The sequence below is a fragment of the Thalassococcus sp. S3 genome, from assembly GCF_004216475.1.
Lineage (GTDB): Bacteria > Pseudomonadota > Alphaproteobacteria > Rhodobacterales > Rhodobacteraceae.
Window position 1 is genome coordinate 523,231 of the sequence record NZ_CP022303.1, and the last position, 22,196, is coordinate 545,426.

General features: G+C 60.4%; 24 protein-coding genes. 15 read left to right on the forward strand and 9 right to left on the reverse strand.

Translation table 11 applies throughout. The features are described 5' to 3' along the window. Window positions 1–31 precede the first annotated feature (31 nt). The 14 genes from rpsM (at window position 32) to CFI11_RS02785 (ending at window position 12,804) form a co-directional block, all read left to right on the forward strand. A complete protein-coding gene (gene rpsM / locus CFI11_RS02720; protein ID WP_130402820.1) occupies window positions 32–400 on the forward strand; it encodes a 30S ribosomal protein S13 in 369 nt (122 codons plus the stop codon). 12 nt (window positions 401–412) lie between these two features. After that, window positions 413–802 carry a 30S ribosomal protein S11 gene (gene rpsK, locus CFI11_RS02725; protein ID WP_130402822.1) on the forward strand — a complete coding sequence of 130 codons (390 nt, stop codon included), beginning with the start codon at window positions 413–415 and terminating at the stop codon, window positions 800–802. Between the two features lie 116 nt (window positions 803–918). After that, window positions 919–1,935 (forward strand): DNA-directed RNA polymerase subunit alpha, encoded by a 1,017-nt coding sequence (locus tag CFI11_RS02730; protein WP_130402824.1) that lies wholly within the window; start codon window positions 919–921, stop codon window positions 1,933–1,935. Window positions 1,936–2,050: 115 nt separating this feature from the next. Continuing rightward, entirely contained in the window at window positions 2,051–2,473 is a 423-nt protein-coding gene (gene rplQ, locus CFI11_RS02735; RefSeq protein ID WP_130402826.1) for a 50S ribosomal protein L17, read from the forward strand. 140 nt (window positions 2,474–2,613) lie between these two features. After that, on the forward strand, window positions 2,614–3,990 hold the full coding sequence (locus CFI11_RS02740) for a trypsin-like peptidase domain-containing protein (protein ID WP_130402828.1): 1,377 nt from the start codon (window positions 2,614–2,616) through the stop codon (window positions 3,988–3,990). A gap of 3 nt (window positions 3,991–3,993) precedes the next feature. Continuing rightward, window positions 3,994–5,307, forward strand: coding sequence for a replication-associated recombination protein A (locus tag CFI11_RS02745; protein WP_130402830.1), 1,314 nt, complete (start codon window positions 3,994–3,996; stop codon window positions 5,305–5,307). 31 nt (window positions 5,308–5,338) lie between these two features. Beyond that, window positions 5,339–5,719 carry a fluoride efflux transporter CrcB gene (crcB, locus tag CFI11_RS02750; protein WP_130402832.1) on the forward strand — a complete coding sequence of 127 codons (381 nt, stop codon included), beginning with the start codon at window positions 5,339–5,341 and terminating at the stop codon, window positions 5,717–5,719. After that, a complete protein-coding gene (locus CFI11_RS02755; protein ID WP_130402834.1) occupies window positions 5,716–6,759 on the forward strand; it encodes an RluA family pseudouridine synthase in 1,044 nt (347 codons plus the stop codon). Before crcB ends, CFI11_RS02755 begins: the two co-directional genes overlap by 4 nt. Beyond that, window positions 6,756–7,436 (forward strand): HAD-IA family hydrolase, encoded by a 681-nt coding sequence (locus tag CFI11_RS02760; protein ID WP_130402836.1) that lies wholly within the window; start codon window positions 6,756–6,758, stop codon window positions 7,434–7,436. Before CFI11_RS02755 ends, CFI11_RS02760 begins: the two co-directional genes overlap by 4 nt. Continuing rightward, entirely contained in the window at window positions 7,436–8,140 is a 705-nt protein-coding gene (locus CFI11_RS02765) for an ATP12 family chaperone protein (RefSeq protein ID WP_130402838.1), read from the forward strand. The genes CFI11_RS02760 and CFI11_RS02765 overlap by 1 nt, the downstream gene beginning before the upstream one ends. Window positions 8,141–8,348: 208 nt before the next feature. After that, window positions 8,349–9,365 carry an amino acid ABC transporter substrate-binding protein gene (locus CFI11_RS02770; RefSeq protein ID WP_130402840.1) on the forward strand — a complete coding sequence of 339 codons (1,017 nt, stop codon included), beginning with the start codon at window positions 8,349–8,351 and terminating at the stop codon, window positions 9,363–9,365. A 123-nt stretch (window positions 9,366–9,488) separates the two neighbouring features. Beyond that, window positions 9,489–10,700: an amino acid ABC transporter permease gene (locus CFI11_RS02775; RefSeq protein ID WP_130402842.1), complete on the forward strand. Its 1,212-nt coding sequence runs from the start codon at window positions 9,489–9,491 to the stop codon at window positions 10,698–10,700. Between the two features lie 4 nt (window positions 10,701–10,704). Then, window positions 10,705–12,006: an amino acid ABC transporter permease gene (locus tag CFI11_RS02780; RefSeq protein ID WP_130402844.1), complete on the forward strand. Its 1,302-nt coding sequence runs from the start codon at window positions 10,705–10,707 to the stop codon at window positions 12,004–12,006. A gap of 12 nt (window positions 12,007–12,018) precedes the next feature. Continuing rightward, window positions 12,019–12,804, forward strand: a complete 786-nt coding sequence (locus tag CFI11_RS02785; RefSeq protein WP_130402846.1) for an amino acid ABC transporter ATP-binding protein — start codon at window positions 12,019–12,021, stop codon at window positions 12,802–12,804. 47 nt (window positions 12,805–12,851) lie between these two features. Here the strand turns inward: CFI11_RS02785 and CFI11_RS02790 are convergent, their stop codons facing one another. The 9 genes from CFI11_RS02790 to ttcA all read right to left on the reverse strand — a co-directional run bounded on the left by CFI11_RS02790 (window position 12,852) and on the right by ttcA (window position 21,509). Continuing rightward, on the reverse strand, window positions 12,852–13,349 hold the full coding sequence (locus CFI11_RS02790) for a histidine phosphatase family protein (protein WP_130402848.1): 498 nt from the start codon (window positions 13,347–13,349) through the stop codon (window positions 12,852–12,854). Next, complete coding sequence (locus CFI11_RS02795) at window positions 13,346–13,987, reverse strand: ferredoxin (RefSeq protein WP_130402850.1); 642 nt, start codon at window positions 13,985–13,987, stop codon at window positions 13,346–13,348. The genes CFI11_RS02790 and CFI11_RS02795 overlap by 4 nt, the downstream gene beginning before the upstream one ends. Next, window positions 13,984–14,778, reverse strand: a complete 795-nt coding sequence (locus tag CFI11_RS02800) for a sterol desaturase family protein (RefSeq protein ID WP_130402852.1) — start codon at window positions 14,776–14,778, stop codon at window positions 13,984–13,986. The genes CFI11_RS02795 and CFI11_RS02800 overlap by 4 nt, the downstream gene beginning before the upstream one ends. Window positions 14,779–14,835: 57 nt before the next feature. After that, entirely contained in the window at window positions 14,836–15,696 is an 861-nt protein-coding gene (argB, locus tag CFI11_RS02805) for an acetylglutamate kinase (RefSeq protein WP_130409907.1), read from the reverse strand. Window positions 15,697–15,714: 18 nt separating this feature from the next. Further along, window positions 15,715–16,371, reverse strand: a complete 657-nt coding sequence (gene yihA, locus CFI11_RS02810; RefSeq protein ID WP_130402854.1) for a ribosome biogenesis GTP-binding protein YihA/YsxC — start codon at window positions 16,369–16,371, stop codon at window positions 15,715–15,717. Continuing rightward, entirely contained in the window at window positions 16,368–17,105 is a 738-nt protein-coding gene (locus CFI11_RS02815) for an MOSC domain-containing protein (protein WP_165390174.1), read from the reverse strand. The genes yihA and CFI11_RS02815 overlap by 4 nt, the downstream gene beginning before the upstream one ends. Continuing rightward, window positions 17,102–18,922 carry a membrane protein insertase YidC gene (yidC, locus tag CFI11_RS02820; protein WP_130402858.1) on the reverse strand — a complete coding sequence of 607 codons (1,821 nt, stop codon included), beginning with the start codon at window positions 18,920–18,922 and terminating at the stop codon, window positions 17,102–17,104. Before yidC ends, CFI11_RS02815 begins: the two co-directional genes overlap by 4 nt. Before the next feature lie 115 nt (window positions 18,923–19,037). Then, window positions 19,038–20,573, reverse strand: a complete 1,536-nt coding sequence (locus tag CFI11_RS02825; protein WP_130402860.1) for a bifunctional diguanylate cyclase/phosphodiesterase — start codon at window positions 20,571–20,573, stop codon at window positions 19,038–19,040. Between the two features lie 66 nt (window positions 20,574–20,639). After that, complete coding sequence (gene ttcA, locus CFI11_RS02830; RefSeq protein WP_130402862.1) at window positions 20,640–21,509, reverse strand: tRNA 2-thiocytidine(32) synthetase TtcA; 870 nt, start codon at window positions 21,507–21,509, stop codon at window positions 20,640–20,642. Between the two features lie 95 nt (window positions 21,510–21,604). Here ttcA and CFI11_RS02835 point away from each other — a divergent pair, with 95 nt between their 5' ends. Then, on the forward strand, window positions 21,605–22,132 hold the full coding sequence (locus tag CFI11_RS02835; RefSeq protein ID WP_130402864.1) for a DUF3833 domain-containing protein: 528 nt from the start codon (window positions 21,605–21,607) through the stop codon (window positions 22,130–22,132). Window positions 22,133–22,196: the final 64 nt, after the last annotated feature.

The window sequence follows — 22,196 nt, forward strand, 5'->3', positions numbered from 1 at the left end:
TTACGGGCTCGCAACGAAAGGAAAGTGACACGTGGCACGTATTGCCGGCGTAAACATCCCGACTGCCAAACGGGTTCCCATTGCGCTTACTTACATCACCGGCATCGGCAACACCTCGGCCAAAGCCATCTGCGACGCGGTCGGCATCGACCAGACCCGCCGGGTGAACGAGTTGAGCGATGCAGAAGTTCTGCAAATCCGCGAGCATATCGACGCCAATTACAGCGTCGAAGGCGACCTGCGCCGTGAAGTGCAGATGAACATCAAGCGTCTGATGGACCTGGGTTGCTACCGTGGCCTGCGTCATCGCCGCAACCTGCCGGTGCGCGGCCAGCGCACCCACACCAACGCACGCACCCGCAAAGGCCCCGCAAAGGCCATTGCCGGCAAAAAGAAATAAGGAGGCAGGCTCATGGCTCGTGACAAGACCCGCGTCCGCCGCAAGGAGCGTAAGAACATCGCCGCAGGCGTGGCGCATGTGAACTCCTCATTCAACAACACCAAGATCCTGATCTCCGACGTACAGGGCAACGCCATTTCGTGGTCGTCCGCCGGCACGATGGGCTTTAAGGGCTCGCGGAAATCGACACCCTATGCAGCGCAGATGGCGGCAGAGGATGCCGGCAAGAAAGCGCAGGAACATGGTGTGAAAACACTCGAAGTCGAAGTGCAGGGACCCGGCTCAGGCCGCGAAAGCGCGCTGCGGGCTCTGGCCGCCGTCGGCTTCAACATCACGTCCATCCGTGATGTGACACCCATTGCCCATAACGGCTGCCGCCCCCCGAAGCGTCGCCGCGTCTGATTGGACATGATTTTCGCTGGGGCTGCGTGCATTTGCGCGGCCCCAGCACGCCGTTTTGAAACCTCGGGACGTCTGACCCTTTGGACATGGGGGACAGACAGGAATGGAGGGACCGCATGATCCACAAGAACTGGGCCGAGCTGATCAAACCCACACAGCTGGAGGTCAAGCCCGGAAACGATCCCGCGCGTCAGGCGACGGTTGTCGCTGAGCCGCTGGAGCGCGGCTTTGGTCTCACGCTTGGCAACGCGCTGCGCCGGATCCTGATGTCGAGCCTGCAGGGCGGGGCCATCACGTCCGTGCAGATCGACAATGTGCTGCATGAATTCTCGTCCGTTGCCGGTGTCCGTGAAGACGTCACCGACATCATCCTGAACCTCAAGGGCGTCAGCCTGCGGATGGAAGTCGAAGGCCCCAAGCGCCTGTCGATCAACGCCAAAGGCCCTGCGGTCGTGACCGCCGGCGACATCTCGGAAAGCGCGGGCATCGAGATCCTGAACCGTGAACATGTGATCTGCCACCTCGACGATGGGGCCGATCTTTACATGGAACTGACGGTCAACACCGGCAAAGGCTATGTCTCGGCCGACAAGAACAAGCCCGAAGACGCGCCCATCGGCCTGATCCCGATCGATGCGATCTATTCGCCGGTCAAGAAGGTGTCCTACGATGTGCAGCCGACCCGCGAGGGCCAGGTGCTCGACTATGACAAGCTGACCATGAAGGTGGAAACCGACGGCTCGCTCACGCCCGATGACGCGGTGGCCTTTGCCGCGCGCATCCTGCAGGATCAGCTGTCGATCTTCGTGAACTTCGACGAGCCGGAAAGCGCTTCGCGTCAGGACGATGATGACGGTCTTGAATTCAACCCGCTCCTGCTCAAGAAAGTGGACGAGTTGGAATTGTCGGTCCGCTCCGCGAACTGCCTGAAGAACGACAACATCGTCTATATCGGCGACCTGATCCAGAAAACCGAAGCGGAGATGCTGCGCACCCCGAACTTCGGTCGGAAGTCGCTGAACGAGATCAAGGAAGTGCTGTCTGGCATGGGTCTGCACCTCGGCATGGATGTCGAGGACTGGCCGCCCGACAACATCGAAGATCTGGCCAAGAAATTCGAAGACGCGTTCTAAGCGCGTCTTCTTCAATGCTCGCAACTGGCGGGGAAGACCGGGCGATGATGCCCCAAGGAGAGCCTCTGACACGCATCGGAGGCCAGACAAAGCATAAACCGAAAGGATACCGAAAATGCGTCACGCACGTGGATACCGCCGCCTGAACCGAACGCATGAGCACCGCAAGGCGCTCTTTGCGAACATGGCCGGCTCGCTCATCGAACATGAGCAAATCAAGACGACCCTGCCCAAGGCCAAGGAATTGCGCCCGATCATCGAAAAGATGATCACGCTGGCCAAACGGGGTGACATGCACGCCCGCCGCCAGGCCGCGGCGAAGCTGAAGGAAGACAAGGACGTCGCCAAGCTCTTCGACGTTCTGGGCCCGCGCTATAAGGACCGTCAGGGCGGATATGTCCGCGTCCTGAAAGCAGGGTTCCGCTATGGTGACATGGCGCCGATGGCCATCATCGAATTCGTCGACCGCGACGTCGATGCCAAGGGTGCTGCGGATCGCGCACGCGTAGAGGCGGAAGAGGCTGCTGACGAAGGCTGACCCGTATCCGAACATTCGACGCAAGAACCCCTGCACCCACCGTGCGGGGGTTTTCGTTTTGGGGACAGGTCGGCAATATCTCCGACCCCCGGACGGGCAGGGGTTGCGTGGTCCGGCAACGGTGCGCATATGCTGGCAGGATGAAATACCTTGCCCTGATCCTGCTGCTCCTGCCCGGTCTTGCCCAGGCAGAGACGCGCGTTCCTCAAAGCCAGTCCGAGATCACATTGGGGTTCGCCCCTTTGGTGCGGGAGGCCGCACCCGCCGTCGTGAACATCTACGCGCGGATCGTTCGCCCGGGTCGCGCCAACCCATTCGACGGCGACCCTTTCTTTCGGGACTTTTTCCGGGGGTTCGGAGAAGCGCGGCCCAGAGTGCAGAACTCCCTTGGGTCTGGTGTGATCCTGTCCTCTGACGGGATCATCGTGTCGAACTATCATGTCGTGGGGATGGCGACAGAGATCCGTGTCGTCTTGAACGACCGGACAGAGTATTCGGCAAGGGTTCTTCTGGGCGATCAGGAAAGTGATCTGGCCATCCTGCAATTGGACGAAGCGGAGGATCTTCCTTTTCTGGAACTGCGGGATTCCGATCAGGTCGAGGTGGGCGAACTGGCGCTTGCCATCGGCAACCCGTTCGGTGTCGGCCAGACGGTCAGCAGTGGCATCGTGTCGGGGCTCGCGCGATCGGGCACGGCGACAGGCAATGCGCGCGGCTATTTCATCCAGACCGATGCGCCGATCAACCCCGGCAATTCCGGCGGCGCGCTGATTGACGTGGCTGGACGCCTGATCGGCATCAATACGTCGATCCTGACACGCTCCGGCGGGTCGAACGGCATTGGGTTTGCAATCCCGTCCAAGCTGGTGGCCGAATTCGTCAGTCAGGCCCGCACTGGCAATGTGGAATTCGTGCGACCGTGGGCCGGCATGGTCGGACAGCCGGTGGATGCGGATCTTGCGGATTCGCTGGGCCTTGCCGTGCCCCGCGGGATCGTAGTCTCCGATCTGCACACGATCAGCCCATTCCTTGCGGCGGGCTTTGAAGTCGGCGACGTGATCACGCAAGTCGACAATCAGCCGGTGAATACTCCGTCCGAAATGGTGTTCCGCATGTCGGTCACCGGAATCGGGGGGACGGCGCGCATCACGCGGGTGCGTGGACAGCAGGTCGAGGACGTGGACGTGGCAATGATCGTCGCGCCGGATGAGCCGCCGAGCGACGAGACGATGTTGGCCGAAGACACCGTCCTGCCAGGTCTGACGGTGGCCCGCGCCAATCCAGCCGTGATTGCCAGATACGGCCTTCCGCTCGCCCTTTCGGGTGTGATCGCGGTACAGTCCGGCCCATTCGGAAGCCGCGTTGGTATACAGGTCGGGGATGTCATCATCGGCATCAATGGCAACGCGGTGGAAGAGCCTCGCGATGTCGTCAGCGCGCTCACGCAACGGGTGCGCACCGTACAGATGGATATCCTGCGGCGTGGTCAGCGCGTGACGCTTCGGTTTCGTATTTGACCGATGCCGGACCTCTTTGATCAGGTCGATCCACCCGCCGAAAGCGAGACGAAGCTGCGACCGCTTGCAGACCGACTGCGCCCCCAGAACCTGGCGGATGTGATCGGGCAGGAACAGGTGCTTGGTCCGGACGCGCCGTTGGGAACGATGCTGGCGGCAGGGCGGCTTGGATCCCTGGTGTTCTGGGGGCCGCCGGGTGTTGGCAAGACGACGATCGCGCGGCTGCTTGCGGATGAAACCGATCTGCACTTTGTTCAGATCAGCGCCATCTTTACGGGGGTCGCAGACCTCAAGAAGGTGTTCGAGGCCGCAAAGCTGCGCCGTGCCAACGGGCAGGGCACGCTTTTGTTCGTGGACGAAATTCACCGCTTCAACAAAGCGCAACAGGACGGGTTCCTGCCGCATATGGAGGATGGAACGATCCTTCTGGTGGGGGCCACGACGGAGAATCCGTCGTTTGAGTTGAATGCTGCCGTGCTCAGTCGGGCCCAGGTGCTTGTTCTTGAACGGCTGAGCCTGGCTGATCTTGAGCGATTGACCCAGAGGGCCGAAAAAGAGCTGGGCTCTGCCTTGCCGCTAACGGCCCATGCCCGCGATGCGCTGCAGGAAATGGCTGACGGGGACGGACGCGCCCTGCTGAATTTGATTGAGCAAGTTGATGCCTGGAACCTGACCGACCCGATCGACAACGAAACGCTGACGCGGAGACTTATGCGCCGGGCCGCGCAATACGACAAATCCGGTGACGCGCATTACAACCTGATCTCCGCCTTGCACAAATCAGTGCGCGGTTCTGATCCCGATGCGGCTCTCTATTGGCTGGCCCGGATGCTGGAGAGCGGGGAGGATCCACGCTATCTGGCGCGCCGGATCACGCGGATGGCGGTGGAGGATATCGGCCTTGCCGATCCTCAGGCCCAAGCGCTTTGCCTGCAGGCCTGGGAAACCTACGAGCGTCTGGGTTCGCCCGAAGGCGAATTGGCGCTGGCGCAGGCCGTCGCCTATCTTGCGCTCGCTCCGAAATCGAACGCGATCTACGTGGCTTACAAAGAGGCAATGCGGCTGGCCAAGAAAACGGGCAGCAAGCCGCCGCCGAAACACATCCTGAATGCGCCGACCCAACTGATGAAGGATCAGGGATATGGCAAGGATTATGCCTATGATCACGATGCCGAAGACGGGTTTTCAGGACAGGACTATTTCCCCGACAAGGTGAAGCGCCCCGTTCTTTATGCCCCCGTCGAGCGCGGTTTCGAGCGCGAGCTGAAAAAGCGTCTGGACTATTTCACAAAGCTGCGAACGCAGCGCCAACCTTGACAAGTCAGGCCACCCGCGCAACAGACCGCCCATGACGGGAACGGTATTTCTGGTTGCTTTGGGCGGCGCCTTGGGGGCGTCTTTGCGCTATCTGACGGGGGTTGGCATCATGCGGATGCTGGGCGCCGGTCCGTTCCCCGTGTCCATTTTGACCGTCAACGTGATCGGCTCCGTCCTGATGGGGGTATTTGTCGTATTGGCGGCGCAGCGCGGGCTGACGTCTCTCAGCCCGTTTGTCATGACCGGGCTTTTGGGCGGGTTCACAACCTTCTCCGCGTTCTCGCTTGAAACGATGACGCTGATAGAGCGTGGAAACTTCACCCTTGCCGCGCTTTATGTCGGTTTGTCGGTTCTCCTGTCGGTCGGCGGGCTGGCCATGGGGATGTGGCTGACACGCGGGGTGCTTGCATGAGCCGAGTTCAAACCATCACCGTTCAAAAAGGCGATGGCGATCAGCGCATCGATCGCTGGCTGAGGCGAATGTTTCCCCATGTAAGCCAGGGGCGCATCGAAAAGATGTGCCGAAAGGGCGAACTGCGCGTCGATGGTGGCCGGGTCAAGGCCTCTACCCGGCTTGCCGAGGGGCAACAGGTCCGCGTACCGCCATTGCCCGACAGCGACCATATGCCCGCGCCGCCTCAAACACGGCTCTCCGACGCGGATGCAGAGATGATCCGCTCGTGCGTGATCTATCGCGATGATCATGTGCTGGCATTGAACAAGCCCGCAGGCCTACCGGTTCAGGGAGGCAGCGGGCAGGTGCGTCATGTGGACGGTCTGGCCGACGCGTTGCGCTTCGGGGCCGAGGAGAAGCCGCGACTGGTTCATCGCCTGGACAAGGATACGTCCGGGGTCCTTTTGATGGCCAGGACACGGCAGGTCGCCGCAGGTCTGACTGCTGCCTTCCGGCATCGCGAAACCCGCAAGATCTATTGGGCCGCCGTCGCCGGTGTCCCGCATCCGAAGAACGGCACGATAAAATACGGCCTCGTGAAGGCGCCGGGTCACGGCGCGCGGGGTGAAGGAGAGAAGATGCTGTGCCTTCACCCGCGCGATATCGAAGCCACGCCAGGCGCAAAACGGGCGACCACGAATTATACGGTTCTGACAGCCGCGGCCAAGCGGTGTGCCTGGATGGCGCTGATCCCCGTGACCGGGCGCACGCATCAGCTTCGCGCGCATATGGCCGAGATCGGACACCCGATCATTGGCGATGGCAAATACGGCGGCTCGGGACAGGACAACCTGGGCGATGGCTGGGGCGCCCAGCTGGGCGGCGAGATGAGCAAGAAGCTGCATCTGCATGCGCGCGCGCTTGTTGTTGAGCATCCGGTTAGCAAGGCCCAGCTTCATCTGACAGCGCCGCTGCCTGAGCATATGGCGCGCACGTGGGAGACGTTTCAATGGCACGCTTCTGACGTCCCGGACGATCCCTTTGAGGATTTCGTATGACGCGGCCCCTGCGACTGATCATCTTTGACGTCGATGGCACGCTGATCGACAGTCAGGCGAGCATTATGGGGGCGATGCAAGCGGCATTTGCCTCGGAAGGCTTGCCGACCCCGGAGCGCGCGGAGGTTCTGTCAATCGTCGGGTTGTCGTTGGATCGTGCCTTCGCGCAGCTCGCAGCGGAGCAGACGGCCAAACGGCAGGCACGCTTGGTCCAGGCATATAAAGATGCGTTCGCGGCCCAGCGTCTGGATCTAGGTGCAAGTCAGGCCGCGCCGCTTTACCCCGGTACGCGGGATCTGCTGGATCAGCTGTCGCAGATCCCTGAAAACATTCTTGGGATCGCAACCGGCAAATCCAGACGGGGTTTGGACGCCCTGCTGGACGGGCATGACCTGAGGGGGCTTTTTAGTACAACCCAGGTCGCCGATCATCACCCATCCAAGCCCCATCCCTCGATGATCGAGGCGGCGATGCGGGATGTGGGGGTGGATGTCTCCGACACCGTGATGATCGGAGACACCAGTTTCGATATGGACATGGCCGCTTCTGCCGGGGTTGCGGGAATTGGAGTGACTTGGGGCTATCACCACCGCGATGCGCTTGGGGCGGCGCGATGTGTGGTGGAGGACCGTGCCGATATCCCCGGCGCTTTGCGGACGATCTGGAAGACACCTTAATGACAGACTGGAAACAGAAACGGTTCTGGAAGGCCGCTTCGGTGATTGCTGATGCGGATGCATTCACCGTGGAGCTTGACGGACGGCGCCTTCGGACGCCGGCGAAACAACACCTGATCCTGCCCACAAGTGCAATGGCAGAGACTATTGCGGCGGAATGGGCTGCGCAGGAAGATGTGGTTGACCCCCTGACGATGCCTGTCACCAGATCGGCCAATGCCGCCATCGACAAGGTGACACCCCAGCGAACCGAAGTCGCGGATATGCTGGCGGAATACGGTGACGCGGATTTGCTGTGCTACCGCGCGGACGGACCGGAAGCCCTTGCCCAGCGGCAGGCAGACCTTTGGGACCCCGCGCTTGACTGGGCGGCGGACTATCTGGGCGTTCGTCTTTTGCCACGGGCGGGCCTGATGCACGAGGCACAGGCGCCCGAAGCGCTGAAGCGTCTGTCGGACCGGGTCCACGCGCTGGGACCCTTCCAGCTTGCGGCCTTTCACGATCTGGTCTCTCTGTCCGGCTCCCTGATCCTTGGCTTTGCTGTCGCCCGGAACTGGAAGACCGCCGATACGATCTGGCAGATCTCTCGCCTCGACGAGTTGTGGCAGGAAGAACAATGGGGGCGAGATGACGAGGCGCATGCGGCCTCTGAATTGAAGCGCGACGCTTTCCTTCATGCCAAGCGGTTCTACGACATGTGCTAATGCACACCGAATAAGCCACCTTGGCATTGACTTTACGGCAGCCCCGGATCGTGAATTGTTTTGTGTGATCCGACCCTTGACGTTTCTTGATGAATCCGCCCAAACTCTAAGCACTGAGGGGGGAGTGAACCCTTTATCGGTATTTGCGCCGGCCTAAATGCGCCGGGTGAACCGCCCCAATGTGGCGGAAAATCAGGAAGAGGTAAAAATGAAAAAATCCGTATTTTTTGGCGCGCTCACGGTCGCCGGTCTGGCAGCTGGTGCTGCCGCGGCAGGCACGCTGGACGACGTCAAGGCGCGCGGCAAGCTGAATTGCGGCGTGGCCACCGGCCTGGTCGGCTTTGCCGCACCGGATGCCAACGGGGAGTGGGACGGTTTTGACGTAGCTGTGTGCCGTGCTGTTGCGGCCGCGGTTCTGAACGACGCGAATGCTGTTGAATTCGTGCCGACAACACCCAAAACGCGCTTCACGGCGCTGGCTTCGGGCGAACTCGACATGCTGGCCCGGAACACGACCTGGACGTTCAGCCGCGACGTCGACCTGAAGTTCGAATTTGTGGGTATCAACTACTATGACGGCCAAGGCTTCATGGTGCCCAAGGATTTGGGCGTGTCTTCGGCAACAGAGCTGGACGGCGCGACCGTCTGCATCCAGACCGGCACCACGACCGAGCTGAACCTGGCGGACTTCTTCCGCACCAACAACATCAGCTACGAGCCGGTTCCGATCGAAACCAACGCAGAAGCCCAGCAGCAGTATCTGGCGGGCGCCTGTGACGTCTACACCACCGACGCGTCCGGCCTTGCGGCCACGCGTGCAACGTTCGAAGATCCTTCGGCACACGTTCTGCTGCCCGAGATCATCTCGAAAGAGCCTCTGGGTCCGCTTGTCCGCCACGGCGACAATGACTGGGGCGACGTTGTCCGCTGGACGCTGAATGCGCTGATCTCCGGCGAAGAGCTGGGCATCACCTCCACCAACGTGGCCGAGCTGTCGTCGGGCACCAACAACCCGGAAATCAACCGTCTGCTGGGCACCGAAGGCACCCTGGGCGAGATGCTGGGTCTGGACGCCGAATGGGCCAAGCGCGCGATCATGGCGGGCGGCAATTATGGTGAAATCTTTGCCAAAAACATCGGTGAAGAGACCCCGATCGGTCTTGCGCGTGGTCTGAACGCGCAGTGGACCGACGGCGGGCTGCTCTACTCGCCACCGTTCCGGTAAGATACGAAAAGAGAGGGGCGCGGGTATCAACCTGCGCCCCTCGTCCATTTGCGGAACCACAACCTGGACCAAAGCGACAAACGCCGGAAAAACCGACGGCCAGGCAAACGGGGAACATCCTGAATGACAACACTTACCGACCCTCCGCAGGAGTCGTTTCGGCTGTCTATGCTGATAAACGACACGCGATACAGGTCCTACACGTTCCAGTTTATCGCACTTATTCTGCTGATCGCGGCCATCGCCTATCTGGGCAACAATCTGGTGAGCAATCTGGCCGCTGCCGGCCTGAACTTCAGTTATGAATTCCTTGGACAACCGGCCGGCTATGACATCAACCAGCGGTTGGTGGAATATACCAGCCGATCGAGCCACATGCAGGCCACCATCGTCGGTGTGCTCAACACGCTTCTTGTCGCGTTCCTTGGCTGTTTGACCGCAACGATCCTGGGTGTCTTTGCCGGTGTTTTGCGCCTTTCGAACAACTGGCTGATCGCCAAACTGATGTCCGCCTATGTCGAAGCGTTCCGGAATGTGCCCGTTCTGATCTGGATCCTGATCATCAACACGGTGGTCAACATCCTGCCTCAGCCCCGCGCATATCGCGGTGAGACACCGGATGCCGAGATGTTTCTTGGCATGATTGCGTTCACCAATCGCGGCGTCTACCTGCCTGCGCCGACATGGGGTCCGGGCTCTTTGATGGTGGTGGCCACATTCCTTTTGTCCATCGGCGCGATCATTTTCTTCCGCCGCTGGGCCACCAAACAGCTCTATGACCAGGGTCGCGAGATCAATAAGCTCTGGCCGACGCTGGGCCTGTTCTTCATCCCCACGCTGCTTGTCTACTTTGTCATGGGCAGCCCCATTGGTGTCGAATATCCCGAGCTGCGCGGCTTTAACTTTCAGGGCGGCCTCCAGGTCCAGCGTCCCCTGATCGCGCTGTGGCTTGCGCTCTCGATCTATACAGGCGCCTTCATCGCCGAGAACGTGCGCGCCGGTATCCAGGCGATCAGCAAAGGCCAGACCGAGGCGGCCGCCTCGCTGGGTCTGCGACCGGGTCGGATCATGAACCTCGTGATCCTGCCGCAAGCGCTGCGCGTGATCATTCCGCCGCTTATCTCGCAATACCTGAACATCACCAAGAACAGCTCCCTCGCCATCGCGGTGGGCTATGCCGACATCACGGCAACGCTGGGCGGCATCACCTTGAACCAGACCGGCCGCGCCATCGAATCGGTGCTGTTGCTGATGCTCTTCTACCTCATCATCTCACTGACGATTTCGGCCGTGTTGAACATCTACAACAACGCCGTCGCGCTGAAGGAGAGGTAGGCAGATGTCAGACACACATGCTCAAACCGTCTCTTTCGTGCGCGAGACACAATTGCCGCCAGCCCCGCCGCCAACGGCTCAAACGGGGGTGGTCAAATGGATGCGAGAGAACCTCTTTAACGGCATCTGGGGCACACTCCTGACGCTGATCTCGCTCTATGCGATCTATTCGATCCTGGCCGGAGTGATGCCCTGGCTTTTGAACGGTGTTTGGAACACCTCCAATATCCGGGAATGCCGTGAAGTGCTGGAAGGCGCCACCGGCGGTTGCTTCTCTGTTCTGAGCGAGCGTTGGAACCAGCTTCTCTTTGGCATCGCTTATCCGCGCGCGGAATACTGGCGTCCAACGCTGGCCTTCATCCTGCTTTTCGTTGCGGCGGCGCCAGTTCTGTTTCCGAACCTTTTGCCCCGGAAGCTCCTGATCTTCACGGGCCTCTATCCGTTCGTTGCCTTCTGGCTGATCTGGGGCGGAACGATCCTGAGCCCGATCGTTGCTTTGGCGGGTTTTGTCGTCGGCTATATCGTCTTTCAGCGGTTCGTGGCGCAAAGCTTCGCAGCGGGGTTTTTCGGCGCGATTGCCGCAGCGGTGGTGACCTGGTGGCTTGGCGGTATCATTGCGGGCCTTCTGGCGCCCGATCAGCCATGGCTGAGCCGCGTGGCCAGCCGGGACATGGGGGGCTTCATGCTCAACATGATCCTGGGCACCGTCTGTGTTTCACTATCGCTGCCCATCGGGATCGTGCTGGCCCTGGGCCGGCAGTCGAAGATGCCGATCATCAAATGGATCTGCGTGATCTTCATCGAGTTCATCCGGGGCGTTCCGCTCATCACGCTGCTCTTCGTGGCAAACGTGGTGCTCGCCTACTTCCTTCCGCCCGGCACGAATTTCGACCTGATCCTGCGGGTGATCATCATGATCACGATGTTCGCTGCGGCCTATATCGCCGAGGTGATCCGGGGCGGCCTTGCTGCTTTGCCGCGTGGCCAGTACGAGGCTGCGGATTCGCTTGGGCTCGACTATGCTCAGGCAATGCGGCTGATCATCCTGCCGCAGGCGCTCAAGATCTCCATCCCCGGGATCGTGAACGTGGCTGTGGGCCTCTTCAAGGATACGACCCTGGTCTCCATCATCTCGATGTTCGACCTCGTGGGCATGATCCGTGGCCCGATCCTTGCCTCGACCGACTGGAACGGCGTCTACTGGGAGCTTTGGGCCTTTGCCGCGCTGCTCTTCTTTGTCGTCTGCTACGGCATCTCGCAATATTCGCAGTGGCTGGAACGTCAGCTTGCGACCGACCACCGATAGGAGTGGCTTGATATGAATGAAGTTCTACCGGAAACCCACAATGTGGAAATGAAGGTCTCGGACGAGATCGCGATCTCGATCGAGAAGATGAACAAATGGTACGGGACATTCCATGTCCTGCGCGACATCGACCTCACCGTCTATCGTGGGGAACGGATCGTGATTGCGGGGCCTTCGGGCTCCGGCAAATCCACTTTGATCCGCTGCATCAACGCGTTGGAAGAGCATCAGGCCGGCAAGATCACAGTCGATGGAACGATCCTGTCCTCGGATCTAAAAAACATCGATAAAATCCGGTCCGAGGTGGGCATGTGCTTTCAGCACTTCAACCTCTTCCCGCATTTGACGATCCTTGAAAACTGCACGCTGGCGCCGATCTGGGTGCGCAAGACGCCCAAGAAAGAGGCCGAAGCGACCGCGATGCATTTCCTCGAAAAGGTGAAGATCCCCGATCAGGCCGACAAGTATCCCGGTCAGTTGTCCGGCGGTCAGCAGCAGCGGGTGGCCATTGCTCGCTCGCTTTGCATGCGGCCGCGCATCATGCTCTTTGACGAACCAACCTCGGCGCTCGACCCGGAGATGATCAAGGAAGTGCTCGACACCATGGTGGAGCTGGCCGAGGAAGGCATGACCATGCTCTGCGTGACGCACGAGATGGGCTTTGCCCGCCAGGTCGCGAACCGGGTGATCTTTATGGATGAAGGTCAGATCGTGGAGCAGAATGAGCCCGAAGAGTTCTTCAACAACCCCAAATCGCCCCGGACGCAGCTGTTTCTCAGCCAGATCTTGGGTCACTGACCGGTCCGACATATGTCGATCAAGGGCGCGCTTTCGGCGCGCCCTTTTTACATATCCGGAAGCTCCCTTGGAACGACGAATGATCGGACACGTCCGGTGCCGGGCTGAATGTCGCTCCAGCTTTCAATGTCGAATTCCATGACAGTCGTTGCGCCGGTCGGGTAATCCAGAAAACGCTCGTGATCGGGCCATGCGCTGACCAAGGCGTTTGCAAAGCCCGCGATACCCGGATTGTGCCCGACCATCAGAACGGCCTCTCCATCCGCTGTCTTGAGCATGCGCAGCATCTGCTCCGGGCTTGCGTGATAAAGCTCTTCCAGCAGCCGTGGCATCAACCCGATTTCCAGCCGCATGCAGGTTTCCTCTGTTCGTTGTGCGCGGGAGCAGAGGACCTCGCCCGGCTGGATCCCTTGGGTGCGCATCCAGCGGCCCAGAGCGCTGGCAGATTTGCGACCCCGCTTGTTCAGCGGACGGTCACGGTCGGGAAGGTCGGCATCCTTCCAGCTTGATTTCGCGTGCCGCATGAGGATCAGGGTCTTGGTCATCTTGGATGAAATGCCTTCATATGAAATGCGGATTGCTCGGGGTTGCGACCGAAGCGGATGGAGACGGGGCAGACACGACGCGCTTTGCAGCCCTGTGTCAAGCAGTCTTGGCCGTCGGGTGTGTCCAAATAGGCATGACAGGCCGCAACATCGTAGCCGCCGTCGCCTTTCAAAGCACCGACCGGACAGGCGCTGCGGCACGGTATGTCCTTGCAGCTTTTACAGGGCGATATGCCGGGCGGGGGCGGGGTGGCTTTTTGCCCATCGAAGATCAATGCGCCCCTCAGCGAGATCATCAGCCCCGCGTGGCTGTGGATCAGCATTCCAACCGGGCTTGGCCACGCGTGCCCGGTTGCTTCGGCCCAACGCAGAAAAGGCGCATACGGTGGGCCCCCGAATGGGAAGGCAATCTCCGACGCCCCGGTTTGCTTCATCAGGTCCTGCATGACGCGCATTGACCACCTATCGAGGGGATCGGGATCAGGGTCGTTGTATTCCGGGCTGGCCGAGAAGATCGGCCAGAAGTCCGCCCCCGTACCCAGGAGTACGATCCTGCGATCCTGTCCTTTCGCATTCTCCTGAAGGGCGCCCATCGTTATCAGCCCGCGCGTGGCTGCCAGGGCATCGAGCGCCTTCATCGGCGCGCGAAGGGGAGCCAGAGGCTCCAGCCCAGCCGGGCGGGGCGGTCGTCCTGCCAGTTCAGGCCCACCTCCATCCCGTCATGTCCCTTGGAGGGCTGCGCAATGTAGGTGCCGAACATCCTGTCCCAGATCGACAGGGCGAAGCCGTAATTGCTGTCATGCTCTGACCGGTGAACAGAGTGGTGGACACGGTGCATATCGGGCGTGACCAGCACCAGCCGCACGGCACGGTCCAACCAAAGGGGGAGCCGGATGTTGGCATGGTTGAACATCGCCGTGCCGTTGAGCAGGATCTCAAACACGATCACGGCCAGTGCTGCGGGTCCCAGCAGATAGACCAGCCCGATTTTCAGGATCATAGACAGCGCAATCTCGACCGGGTGAAACCGGACGGCGGTCGTCACATCCATGTCCCTGTCTGCGTGATGCACCCTGTGCAGCCGCCAGAGCAGCGGCACTTTGTGCGTGATCAAATGCTGCGCCCAGATCGCGAAATCAAGGATCAGGATGGCGGCTATGAATTCCAACCACACCGGCAGCGCGGTTTGGTTAAACAGCCCCCAACCGTTCCGTTCGGCATCAATAGCCGCGCCAACCGCGAGGAGTGGCAAGCCAAATGCCAGCGCCCGCAAAAGGAGGGTGTTCAAGATCGTGATCGACATGTTGGTGCGCCACCGGCGCGCTCGTGTCTGCTGTCTGACGCGGCGGGGTGCAAGGCTTTCGGTTAGCGCAAAGAGGGCAAAGAGACCGAGGAAAAAGCCCAGCCGGATGATCGTTTCATGTTCCATGTTGGGCACATTAGGCGGGAAGGGCGAGTTCGCAAGTCCCCGCCGCACACGTCCGCGTTAGGGCCGGATCAGGGAACCGGCCCCATGTTCCGTGAAAAGCTCAAGCAAAACGGCATTGGGCGCACGCCCGTCCAGGATCGCAGCTGCCCGTACGCCCCCTTCGATGGCCGTCAATGCGGTTTCGGTTTTGGGGATCATGCCGCCCGCGATGACACCTGCCTGCGTAAGGCTTCGAATGTCGTCTGCGGTCAGTTCCGTTAGAACCGCGCCATCTGCGTTCTTGACACCCGCCACATCCGTTAGCAGCAAAAGCCGGTCCGCTTTCAGCGCCGTTGCGATGGCGCCCGCCGCGGTGTCGCCATTGATGTTGAACGTCTCTCCGTGACGCCCGCCGCCCAGGGGGGCAATCACCGGGATCATGTCGCGTTCGAACAGTGTTTCCAGCACCGCCGTGTCCATTTCGGCGGGCGTGCCGACAAAGCCCAGATCGGGATGGGTCTGATCGCATGTGATCAGGTTGGCGTCCTTGCCCGAAAGCCCCACGGCGCGGCCGCCCTGTCGGTTCAGGGCCTGCACGATGCGTTTGTTCACGACACCCGAAAGCACCATCTCGACCACTTCGACGGTGGCAGCATCCGTGACCCGCTTGCCATTCACGAAATCCGACCGGATCGCGAGCTTCTCCAGCATCGCGTTGATCATAGGCCCGCCGCCATGCACGATCACCGGGTTCACGCCCACTTGCCGCAAGAGCACGATGTCGCGGGCAAAGCTTTCCATCGCGTCGTCGCTGCCCATGGCATGGCCGCCGAGTTTTACCACCACGGTCGCACCATCGTAGCGCTGAAGATAAGGCAGCGCGCGGGAAAGGGTGTCGGCGGTCGCAATCCAGTCGCGGTTCATCTCTTGTGTCTTCATCTCTGTCATCTTGCGCGGCTATCCGTCCAACCCTGCAATGATCGCGCGCAGGGTTGCAATGCCGTCCCCCTTCTCGCTTGAGGTCAACACGATCTCGGGGAAAGCCGCAGGATGGGTTGCGAGCCGCTCGCGCACCTGGCCCAGCATCGCGTCCTTGCCTTTGCCCTTCACCTTGTCGGCCTTCGTCAGCACGCATTGGAACGTTACCGCCGCGCTGTCCAGCAGGCTCATGATCTCTTCATCGACCGGCTTGATCCCGTGGCGGGCGTCGATCAGAACAAAGGCGCGGCGCAGGGTCTGCCGCCCGGCCAGGTACTGCTTGAGCAACTTTTGCCACTTCTCGATCACCGGCAGCGGCGCATTCGCATAGCCATAGCCCGGCAGGTCAACGAGGTAGAGGTCGGACCCTTGGGTGAAGTAATTGATCTCCTGCGTTCGGCCTGGTGTGTTTGACGCGCGCGCCAGACCCTTTGTACCGGTCAATGCGTTGATCAATGTGGATTTACCGACGTTGGAGCGACCGGCAAAGCAAACCTCGACTCGATCTGCCGGGGGCAGGCCCGACATGGCCACCACGCCTTTTACAAAGTCAGACTGTCCGGCAAAAAGCTTGCGCCCCCGCTCGCGCAGAGCGTCGTCAGGCTCATCGGCCAGTGGAAAGGGCAGGGTGGTCACAGCGGTCTCGCCGCGTCGCCGACCGCGACTTCTCCGGCTTCGGCCACCTTGAAGTAGACGCCGAAATTTCGGGTGTCCCAGCCCCGCTCCAACTCCGCCAACATGGTCACGTCGCGCTGCCCCGTGAGCGGGTTGGCATCGGGCGCCCGGCAGCGTTCTATGGGATCAACGGGTGTCAGCCGGACATTCCCGATGCGCAGATCACGGCGGAGCAGATCAATCTCCTCCCAGGGGGCGAGCCCGTCGAGCCACAGGTTGATCCGAAACCGGCGCATATCGATCTCGGAGCCTACCTTCTGGCTCAGCGCGCGGAGGGAAGAGAGGTTGCCAATCGACACCGAGGCAAAAGGAACATCCGTCATACCCTGCTCCGGTGCCTTCACCAGGCGCGCAGGGACTGGACGGTCTGCTGGCCATAGATCTCCGATCCAATGCGCGAGCGTCTCCCCATCCGTGGCGGGCGTCAAAGCAAGAGGATCGCGATCAGGATGCGTAAGCGTCAGGCTCTCCGGCGCGGAATAGGCGCTGATCGCCGCGAGGCGCGGCCCACTGGCGACTTGCAGAAAATTGCGGCGCGGCTGCCAGTCGTCGCTATCCTCCGCCGCGGCATTCAGGAACGCCCAGGCGCGGTCGCCTTCCACAGCACCTTGCGGGGTCAGGCCGACCGATTGGCATGCCTCTGACCCGATCCCCTTGATCGGATGGCGCCAGATATGGGCCAGCGTTGCCGTCACTTTTCGTCCGGTTTCGACTTTTTCGCGAAGCTTTGCCTGATATTGCCAAAGACGTCTGGTGTGTAGCCCTGGCTGCGCATGATCGCGTATTGCTGGATGAAGGTGATCGTGTTGTTGGCGATCCAGTAGATCACCAGACCGCTGGCAAACCCGCCCAGCATGAACATGAAAACCCATGGCAGCCAGGCAAAGACCATCTGTTGCGTCGGGTCGGTTGGTGCCGGGTTCAGTTTTTGCTGCAGCCACATCGAGATGCCCAGCAGAAGCGGCAGGATACCGATGAAGATCAGCGCCATCAGGCTGTTGGGATCCGGTGCCTCATTCGGCAATAGGCCGAAGAGGTTGATGATCGATGTCGGATCGGGGGCCGAAAGGTCACGGAAGGGCCCCAGCCACTCCGCGTGGCGCAGTTCGATCGTGACAAAGATCACCTTGTAGAGCGAAAAGAAGATCGGGATCTGTAGCAGGATCGGCAAACAGCCCGCGGCTGGGTTTACCTTTTCCTTCTTGTAAAGCTCCATCATCCCCTGTTGCAGCTTTTGGCGATCATCGCCCGCGCGCTCTTTCAGGGCCTCCATCTGCGGCTGAAGCTCCTTCATCTTCGCCATCGAGACGTAGGATTTGTAGGCGAGCGGGAAAAGCACGGCCTTGATGATCAGCGTGAGCCCGATGATGGCCCAGCCCATGTTGCCAATCAGAACGTTGAGTTCGTGAAGCAGCCAGAAGATCGGCTTGGTCAGAAAGAAGAACCAGCCCCAATCGATGCTGTCGATGAACCGCTCGACGCCGCTGCGCTGATAGGTCTGAATGGCTTCCCATTCTTTGGCACCGGCGAAAAGCTGGGTCGTCACCTCAGTGCTTTGGCCTGCGGCAACGGTCTGCGTTGGCAGAACGGCTTCGGTCTGAAAGATGTCGCGACGCTCGTCATACTTTGCCACCGATTTGAAAGCGCTGCCCGGCTGAGGGATCAGTGTCGACATCCAGTAGTGATCGGTGAACCCGATCCAGCCGTTTTGCGACACCTGTGTGACTTCCGCGCGGGCGCCCTCGCTCGGCACGATTTCGAAATCCGGCATGTCGTCATAATCGATTTCTGACAATTCGCCATCGGCCATGGCGACCACGCCTTCGTGCAGGATGAAGAAGTTCTTCAGGTCGTCGGGTTCACCATGACGGGCAAGCACACCATAGGGGGCCAGGCTGACGGCCCCGCTGCTGTCATTCGACACACTTTGGGTGACCGTGAACATATAGTCCGCGTCCACTTCAAGCGTCCGGCGGAACGTCAGGCCCGACGGGCTGTCCCAGCGCAGGGTGACGGAGTTTTCCGATGTCAGCGTTTCGCCGTTTTCGATCTGCCATTCGGTGTTCGCGCCGGGGACGTCGTCAAGGCCAAGCCCGGATCCGGGCGCCCAGCCGTAAAGAGCGTAATAGGCTGATGGTGTTCCGACCGGCGACAACATAGTGACGATCTCGGCACCGTCTTCCAGCGAGACACGGTAGTCTTTCAAGGACAGATCATCTATCCGTCCGCCGATCAACGAGATGGAACCGGTCAGGCGTGGCGTGTCGATATCGATCCGCGGGGCGGTTTCAAGCGCGGTTTCGCGGGCTTCGGCGACATTTGCCGGCCCTGTCGGTGCCACTGCGGTTCCAGGGGCCGTGGCGACGCCATCTGCCGTTTCGGTCGTGGCCGGGGCAGGGGCCGTTTGTGTGGCAGGGTCCGGCTCGGGCGGGGGGAATAGAATGAACCACACCAGGATCACAAGAAAGCTGAGTGCTGTTGCCAGGATGAGATTCTTGTTCTGATCGTCCATCGGGGACACACCACCTCGTGCTTTGGAAGACAGGGTGGTTCAACAGAGTGCGGCCCTAAAGGTCAAGCGGAATCGGGCTCAATTCATTGACAGCTACTATAGTTTTACGCGCGGATCAGCCGGTTTCACGGCCGATCTGCGGCGGCTCGTGGAGCTTGGCCAGATGTGCGGTGATCCAGTCCAGTGTCTGATCGAATGGCATTGGCCGTGCAATGCCGAACCCCTGCACGTGATCGCAGCCCAATTGGGCCAGAAGCGCATGCTCGCCCACGGTCTCCACCCCTTCGGCAAGCGTCTCAAGGCCGAGCCGTTCGGCCATCGTCAGCAATGCGCCGACCAAACGCTGCTGTTCGGGGTCCCGATCGGCTTTCATGACAAAGGAGCGGTCAATCTTGATGCGGCTGACCGGGAAACGTCGGATTGACGCGATCGAGGCGTGGCCCGTCCCGTAATCGTCCAAATCAATGCCACAGCCGATTTCTCCAAGTGCCTGAATGTTGCGAACGACGACATCACTTGGCGCATCGGTGACAACCGTTTCAAGGATCTCAACACTTAGCCGGGCGGCGTATATATCGAACCGGTCAAGCTCCCATTGGATTTTCTCTACCAGTCGCGGGTTCTGCAGATCGGCGGGCGCGAAATTGACGCCCACCTTGGGAACGTCGCATCCGGCACTGTCCCATGCTTTCAACGCGGTCAGCGCGTGATAGAGCATGACCTCCCCCAGCCGTTCCAGCAGATTGGCCTCCTCCAGTGCAGGAAGAAAGAGGTCGGGCCCGATCATGCCGCGTTCGGGATGCACCCAGCGAGCGAGTGCTTCGAACCCGGTCACCTTCCCTGTATCCGTGGATATCTGCGGTTGGTACCAGGCATGTATCTGGCCATTTTCTAAAGCCGCGGCTGCTTCCTCGCGCAAGTCGTTCTTCGTTTGGTTGCGGCGGTGCAGATCGGCTGAGAATGCCCTTATTGAGGACGGTCCGTTCTGCTGCGCCTCCGTCAATGCGCTTTGCGCGGCCTCAAGCCAGGCCGAGCCGGTCTCGCTGGGCGCGCGAGACCTCATGCAAAAACCGATCGAGCCGCTCATATAGATGGCGAGGCCGCCGACAGAGATCGGTTCCTCAATGGCGGCCTGCAATCGGCCAGCCATCTGCAGGCAAAGCTCAAGATCCAGCTGGCGGACCGGAATGAGGCATATCGCAAAGCGGCTGTCCCCCATGCGCGCGACACTATCACTGGCGCGCAGGGTAGAGATCAGGCGATCGCCTGTCCGCTGCATAACCTCATCGGCGGCCTGTTGCCCGTGCCGATCGACCAATTGCTTGTAGTCGTCCAGCTCAAGCATGAAACACGCCGATTTCAGACCGGACACTTCGGTGTCTTCGTGGATCTGGGCCACAAGCTTTTCGAAGCCGTCCCGCAGCATAAGACCGGTGACCGAATCTCGTGGAATAGAAGGGGCGCCTTGTTGCCGGCTGAAGAGACCTGCGAAACCGAAAAGAAGAGGGACACTGAGCGCCATGAGAAGCAGGGCACCCTCTCCTCCCAACCAATACGCGCCGAGTGTCAGCGCCGGCAGAAAGGCCAGAATCGGCGGTCCGCTTAATACACGGGCCAAACGATGTCTTAAATCCGCCAGCGCCTGCTTCATGACAGGACCTTTCCCAAGCCGTTTTCGGTTTGCCCGGGACGCTAAAGGTGGAGCCTGATTGCGGCGTTAACGCAGCTTGGGAATCTCGTCCGAGTTTTCCTCAAACTTTACAGACCCAAGAGCCAGTCCGGCAAAATCAAAGAGCTTCGGGTCCAGCAGGTGAGACGGCCGGGCATTCATCAATGCGCGAAACATAACCTGGCGGCGCCCCGGCGCGTTGGCCTCCCAGCCATCGAGGATTTGTTTGACCTGCTGGCGCTGCAACCCGTCCTGCGACCCGCAGAGGTCGCAGGGGATGATGGGATAGTTCATGGCGCGGGCAAATCTGTCGCAATCCTCCTCGGCGACGTGGGCGAGGGGGCGGTAGAGGAACAGATCCCCTTCCTCATTCACAAGCTTCGGCGGCATCGTGGCGAGGCGACCGCCATGAAAGAGGTTCATAAAGAACGTCTCGAGAATGTCGTCGCGGTGATGTCCCAGGACGACGGCTGAACATCCTTCCTCCCGCGCGATCCGGTAGAGATGGCCGCGCCGGAGTCTTGAGCAAAGCGCGCAGAAGGTCCGTCCTTGCGGGACTTTGTCCACGACAACAGAATACGTATCCTGATATTCGATCCGGTGCGGTACGCCGCGCTCTTTCAGGAACGCTGGCAAAACGGTTGCGGGAAAGCCGGGCTGTCCCTGATCCAGGTTGCAGGCCAGGATGTCGACCGGCAAAAGCCCACGCCATTGCAGCTCGTGCAGGACGGCCAGCAGCGTATAGCTGTCTTTGCCCCCCGACAGGCATACCAGCCAACGGGCGTCGCGTTCGATCATGCCGTATTGTTCGATCGCCTCGCGTGTTTGTCGCACGATCCGCTTCCGCAACTTGCGAAATTCGGTTGTGCGGGGCGCACCGGCGAAAAGCGGATGAATATCGGTATCGTCGTCCAGCATGGGCCTCTCCTGACTGGCTTCTGCGCATACCCGATCCTGCGTGCAAACCAAAGGGCCTGCCTGCACGTATCACCATCAAAACCGAAGGAAAGCATATGAGGATCTGGTTCGCGCTGGTCATAACGCTCGGGCTTGCCGCTTGCACCGGCAAGCCGTCGCTCGACGATGAGGTTTTGTCGACCCGGCAATTGAACCTTGAGGAGTTCTTTGACGGGCGCAGCGTGGCTTATGGCCAGTTCCAGGATATCTTTGGCACGGTACGACGCAGGTTCGAGGTTGAGATCGAAGGGACCTGGGACGGCAGAACGCTCCGTCTGGTGGAAGACTTTGCTTACGAGGACGGCACAACGGAACAACGCGTTTGGACGCTGGAGAAGACGGGCGAAGAGACATGGCGCGGCACTGCACCGGGTGTCATCGGCGTGGCCACCGGAGAGGAAAGGGGTGACACGTTCAACTGGGTCTATGAAATCGACCTGCCTGTCCCCGACGGCACCTTGCGCGTGACCTTCGACGACTGGATGTGGCTTTTATCAGAGGATCGTCTGCTGAACCGCGCTTATATGAAACGGTTTGGTGTCGATATAGGCGAGGTCATCATCATTTTCGAAAAGGTTAGGTAAGGGAAACCTGACTATACCGGAGCGGTACATCCTTTCACAGTCAAGCCATTGGTGTGGAAGGATT

Coding starts and splice junctions, on each gene's coding strand:
- rpsK (WP_130402822.1), top strand. CDS start 413: ATGGCTCGTGACAAGACCCGCGTCCGCCGCAAGGAGCGTAAGAACATC.
- CFI11_RS02730 (WP_130402824.1), top strand. CDS start 919: ATGATCCACAAGAACTGGGCCGAGCTGATCAAACCCACACAGCTGGAG.
- rplQ (WP_130402826.1), top strand. CDS start 2,051: ATGCGTCACGCACGTGGATACCGCCGCCTGAACCGAACGCATGAGCAC.
- CFI11_RS02740 (WP_130402828.1), top strand. CDS start 2,614: ATGAAATACCTTGCCCTGATCCTGCTGCTCCTGCCCGGTCTTGCCCAG.
- CFI11_RS02745 (WP_130402830.1), top strand. CDS start 3,994: ATGCCGGACCTCTTTGATCAGGTCGATCCACCCGCCGAAAGCGAGACG.
- crcB (WP_130402832.1), top strand. CDS start 5,339: ATGACGGGAACGGTATTTCTGGTTGCTTTGGGCGGCGCCTTGGGGGCG.
- CFI11_RS02755 (WP_130402834.1), top strand. CDS start 5,716: ATGAGCCGAGTTCAAACCATCACCGTTCAAAAAGGCGATGGCGATCAG.
- CFI11_RS02760 (WP_130402836.1), top strand. CDS start 6,756: ATGACGCGGCCCCTGCGACTGATCATCTTTGACGTCGATGGCACGCTG.
- CFI11_RS02765 (WP_130402838.1), top strand. CDS start 7,436: ATGACAGACTGGAAACAGAAACGGTTCTGGAAGGCCGCTTCGGTGATT.
- CFI11_RS02770 (WP_130402840.1), top strand. CDS start 8,349: ATGAAAAAATCCGTATTTTTTGGCGCGCTCACGGTCGCCGGTCTGGCA.
- CFI11_RS02775 (WP_130402842.1), top strand. CDS start 9,489: ATGACAACACTTACCGACCCTCCGCAGGAGTCGTTTCGGCTGTCTATG.
- CFI11_RS02780 (WP_130402844.1), top strand. CDS start 10,705: ATGTCAGACACACATGCTCAAACCGTCTCTTTCGTGCGCGAGACACAA.
- CFI11_RS02785 (WP_130402846.1), top strand. CDS start 12,019: ATGAATGAAGTTCTACCGGAAACCCACAATGTGGAAATGAAGGTCTCG.
- CFI11_RS02790 (WP_130402848.1), bottom strand. CDS start 13,349: ATGACCAAGACCCTGATCCTCATGCGGCACGCGAAATCAAGCTGGAAG.
- CFI11_RS02795 (WP_130402850.1), bottom strand. CDS start 13,987: ATGAAGGCGCTCGATGCCCTGGCAGCCACGCGCGGGCTGATAACGATG.
- CFI11_RS02800 (WP_130402852.1), bottom strand. CDS start 14,778: ATGGAACATGAAACGATCATCCGGCTGGGCTTTTTCCTCGGTCTCTTT.
- argB (WP_130409907.1), bottom strand. CDS start 15,696: ATGAAGACACAAGAGATGAACCGCGACTGGATTGCGACCGCCGACACC.
- yidC (WP_130402858.1), bottom strand. CDS start 18,922: ATGGACGATCAGAACAAGAATCTCATCCTGGCAACAGCACTCAGCTTT.
- CFI11_RS02825 (WP_130402860.1), bottom strand. CDS start 20,573: ATGAAGCAGGCGCTGGCGGATTTAAGACATCGTTTGGCCCGTGTATTA.
- ttcA (WP_130402862.1), bottom strand. CDS start 21,509: ATGCTGGACGACGATACCGATATTCATCCGCTTTTCGCCGGTGCGCCC.
- CFI11_RS02835 (WP_130402864.1), top strand. CDS start 21,605: ATGAGGATCTGGTTCGCGCTGGTCATAACGCTCGGGCTTGCCGCTTGC.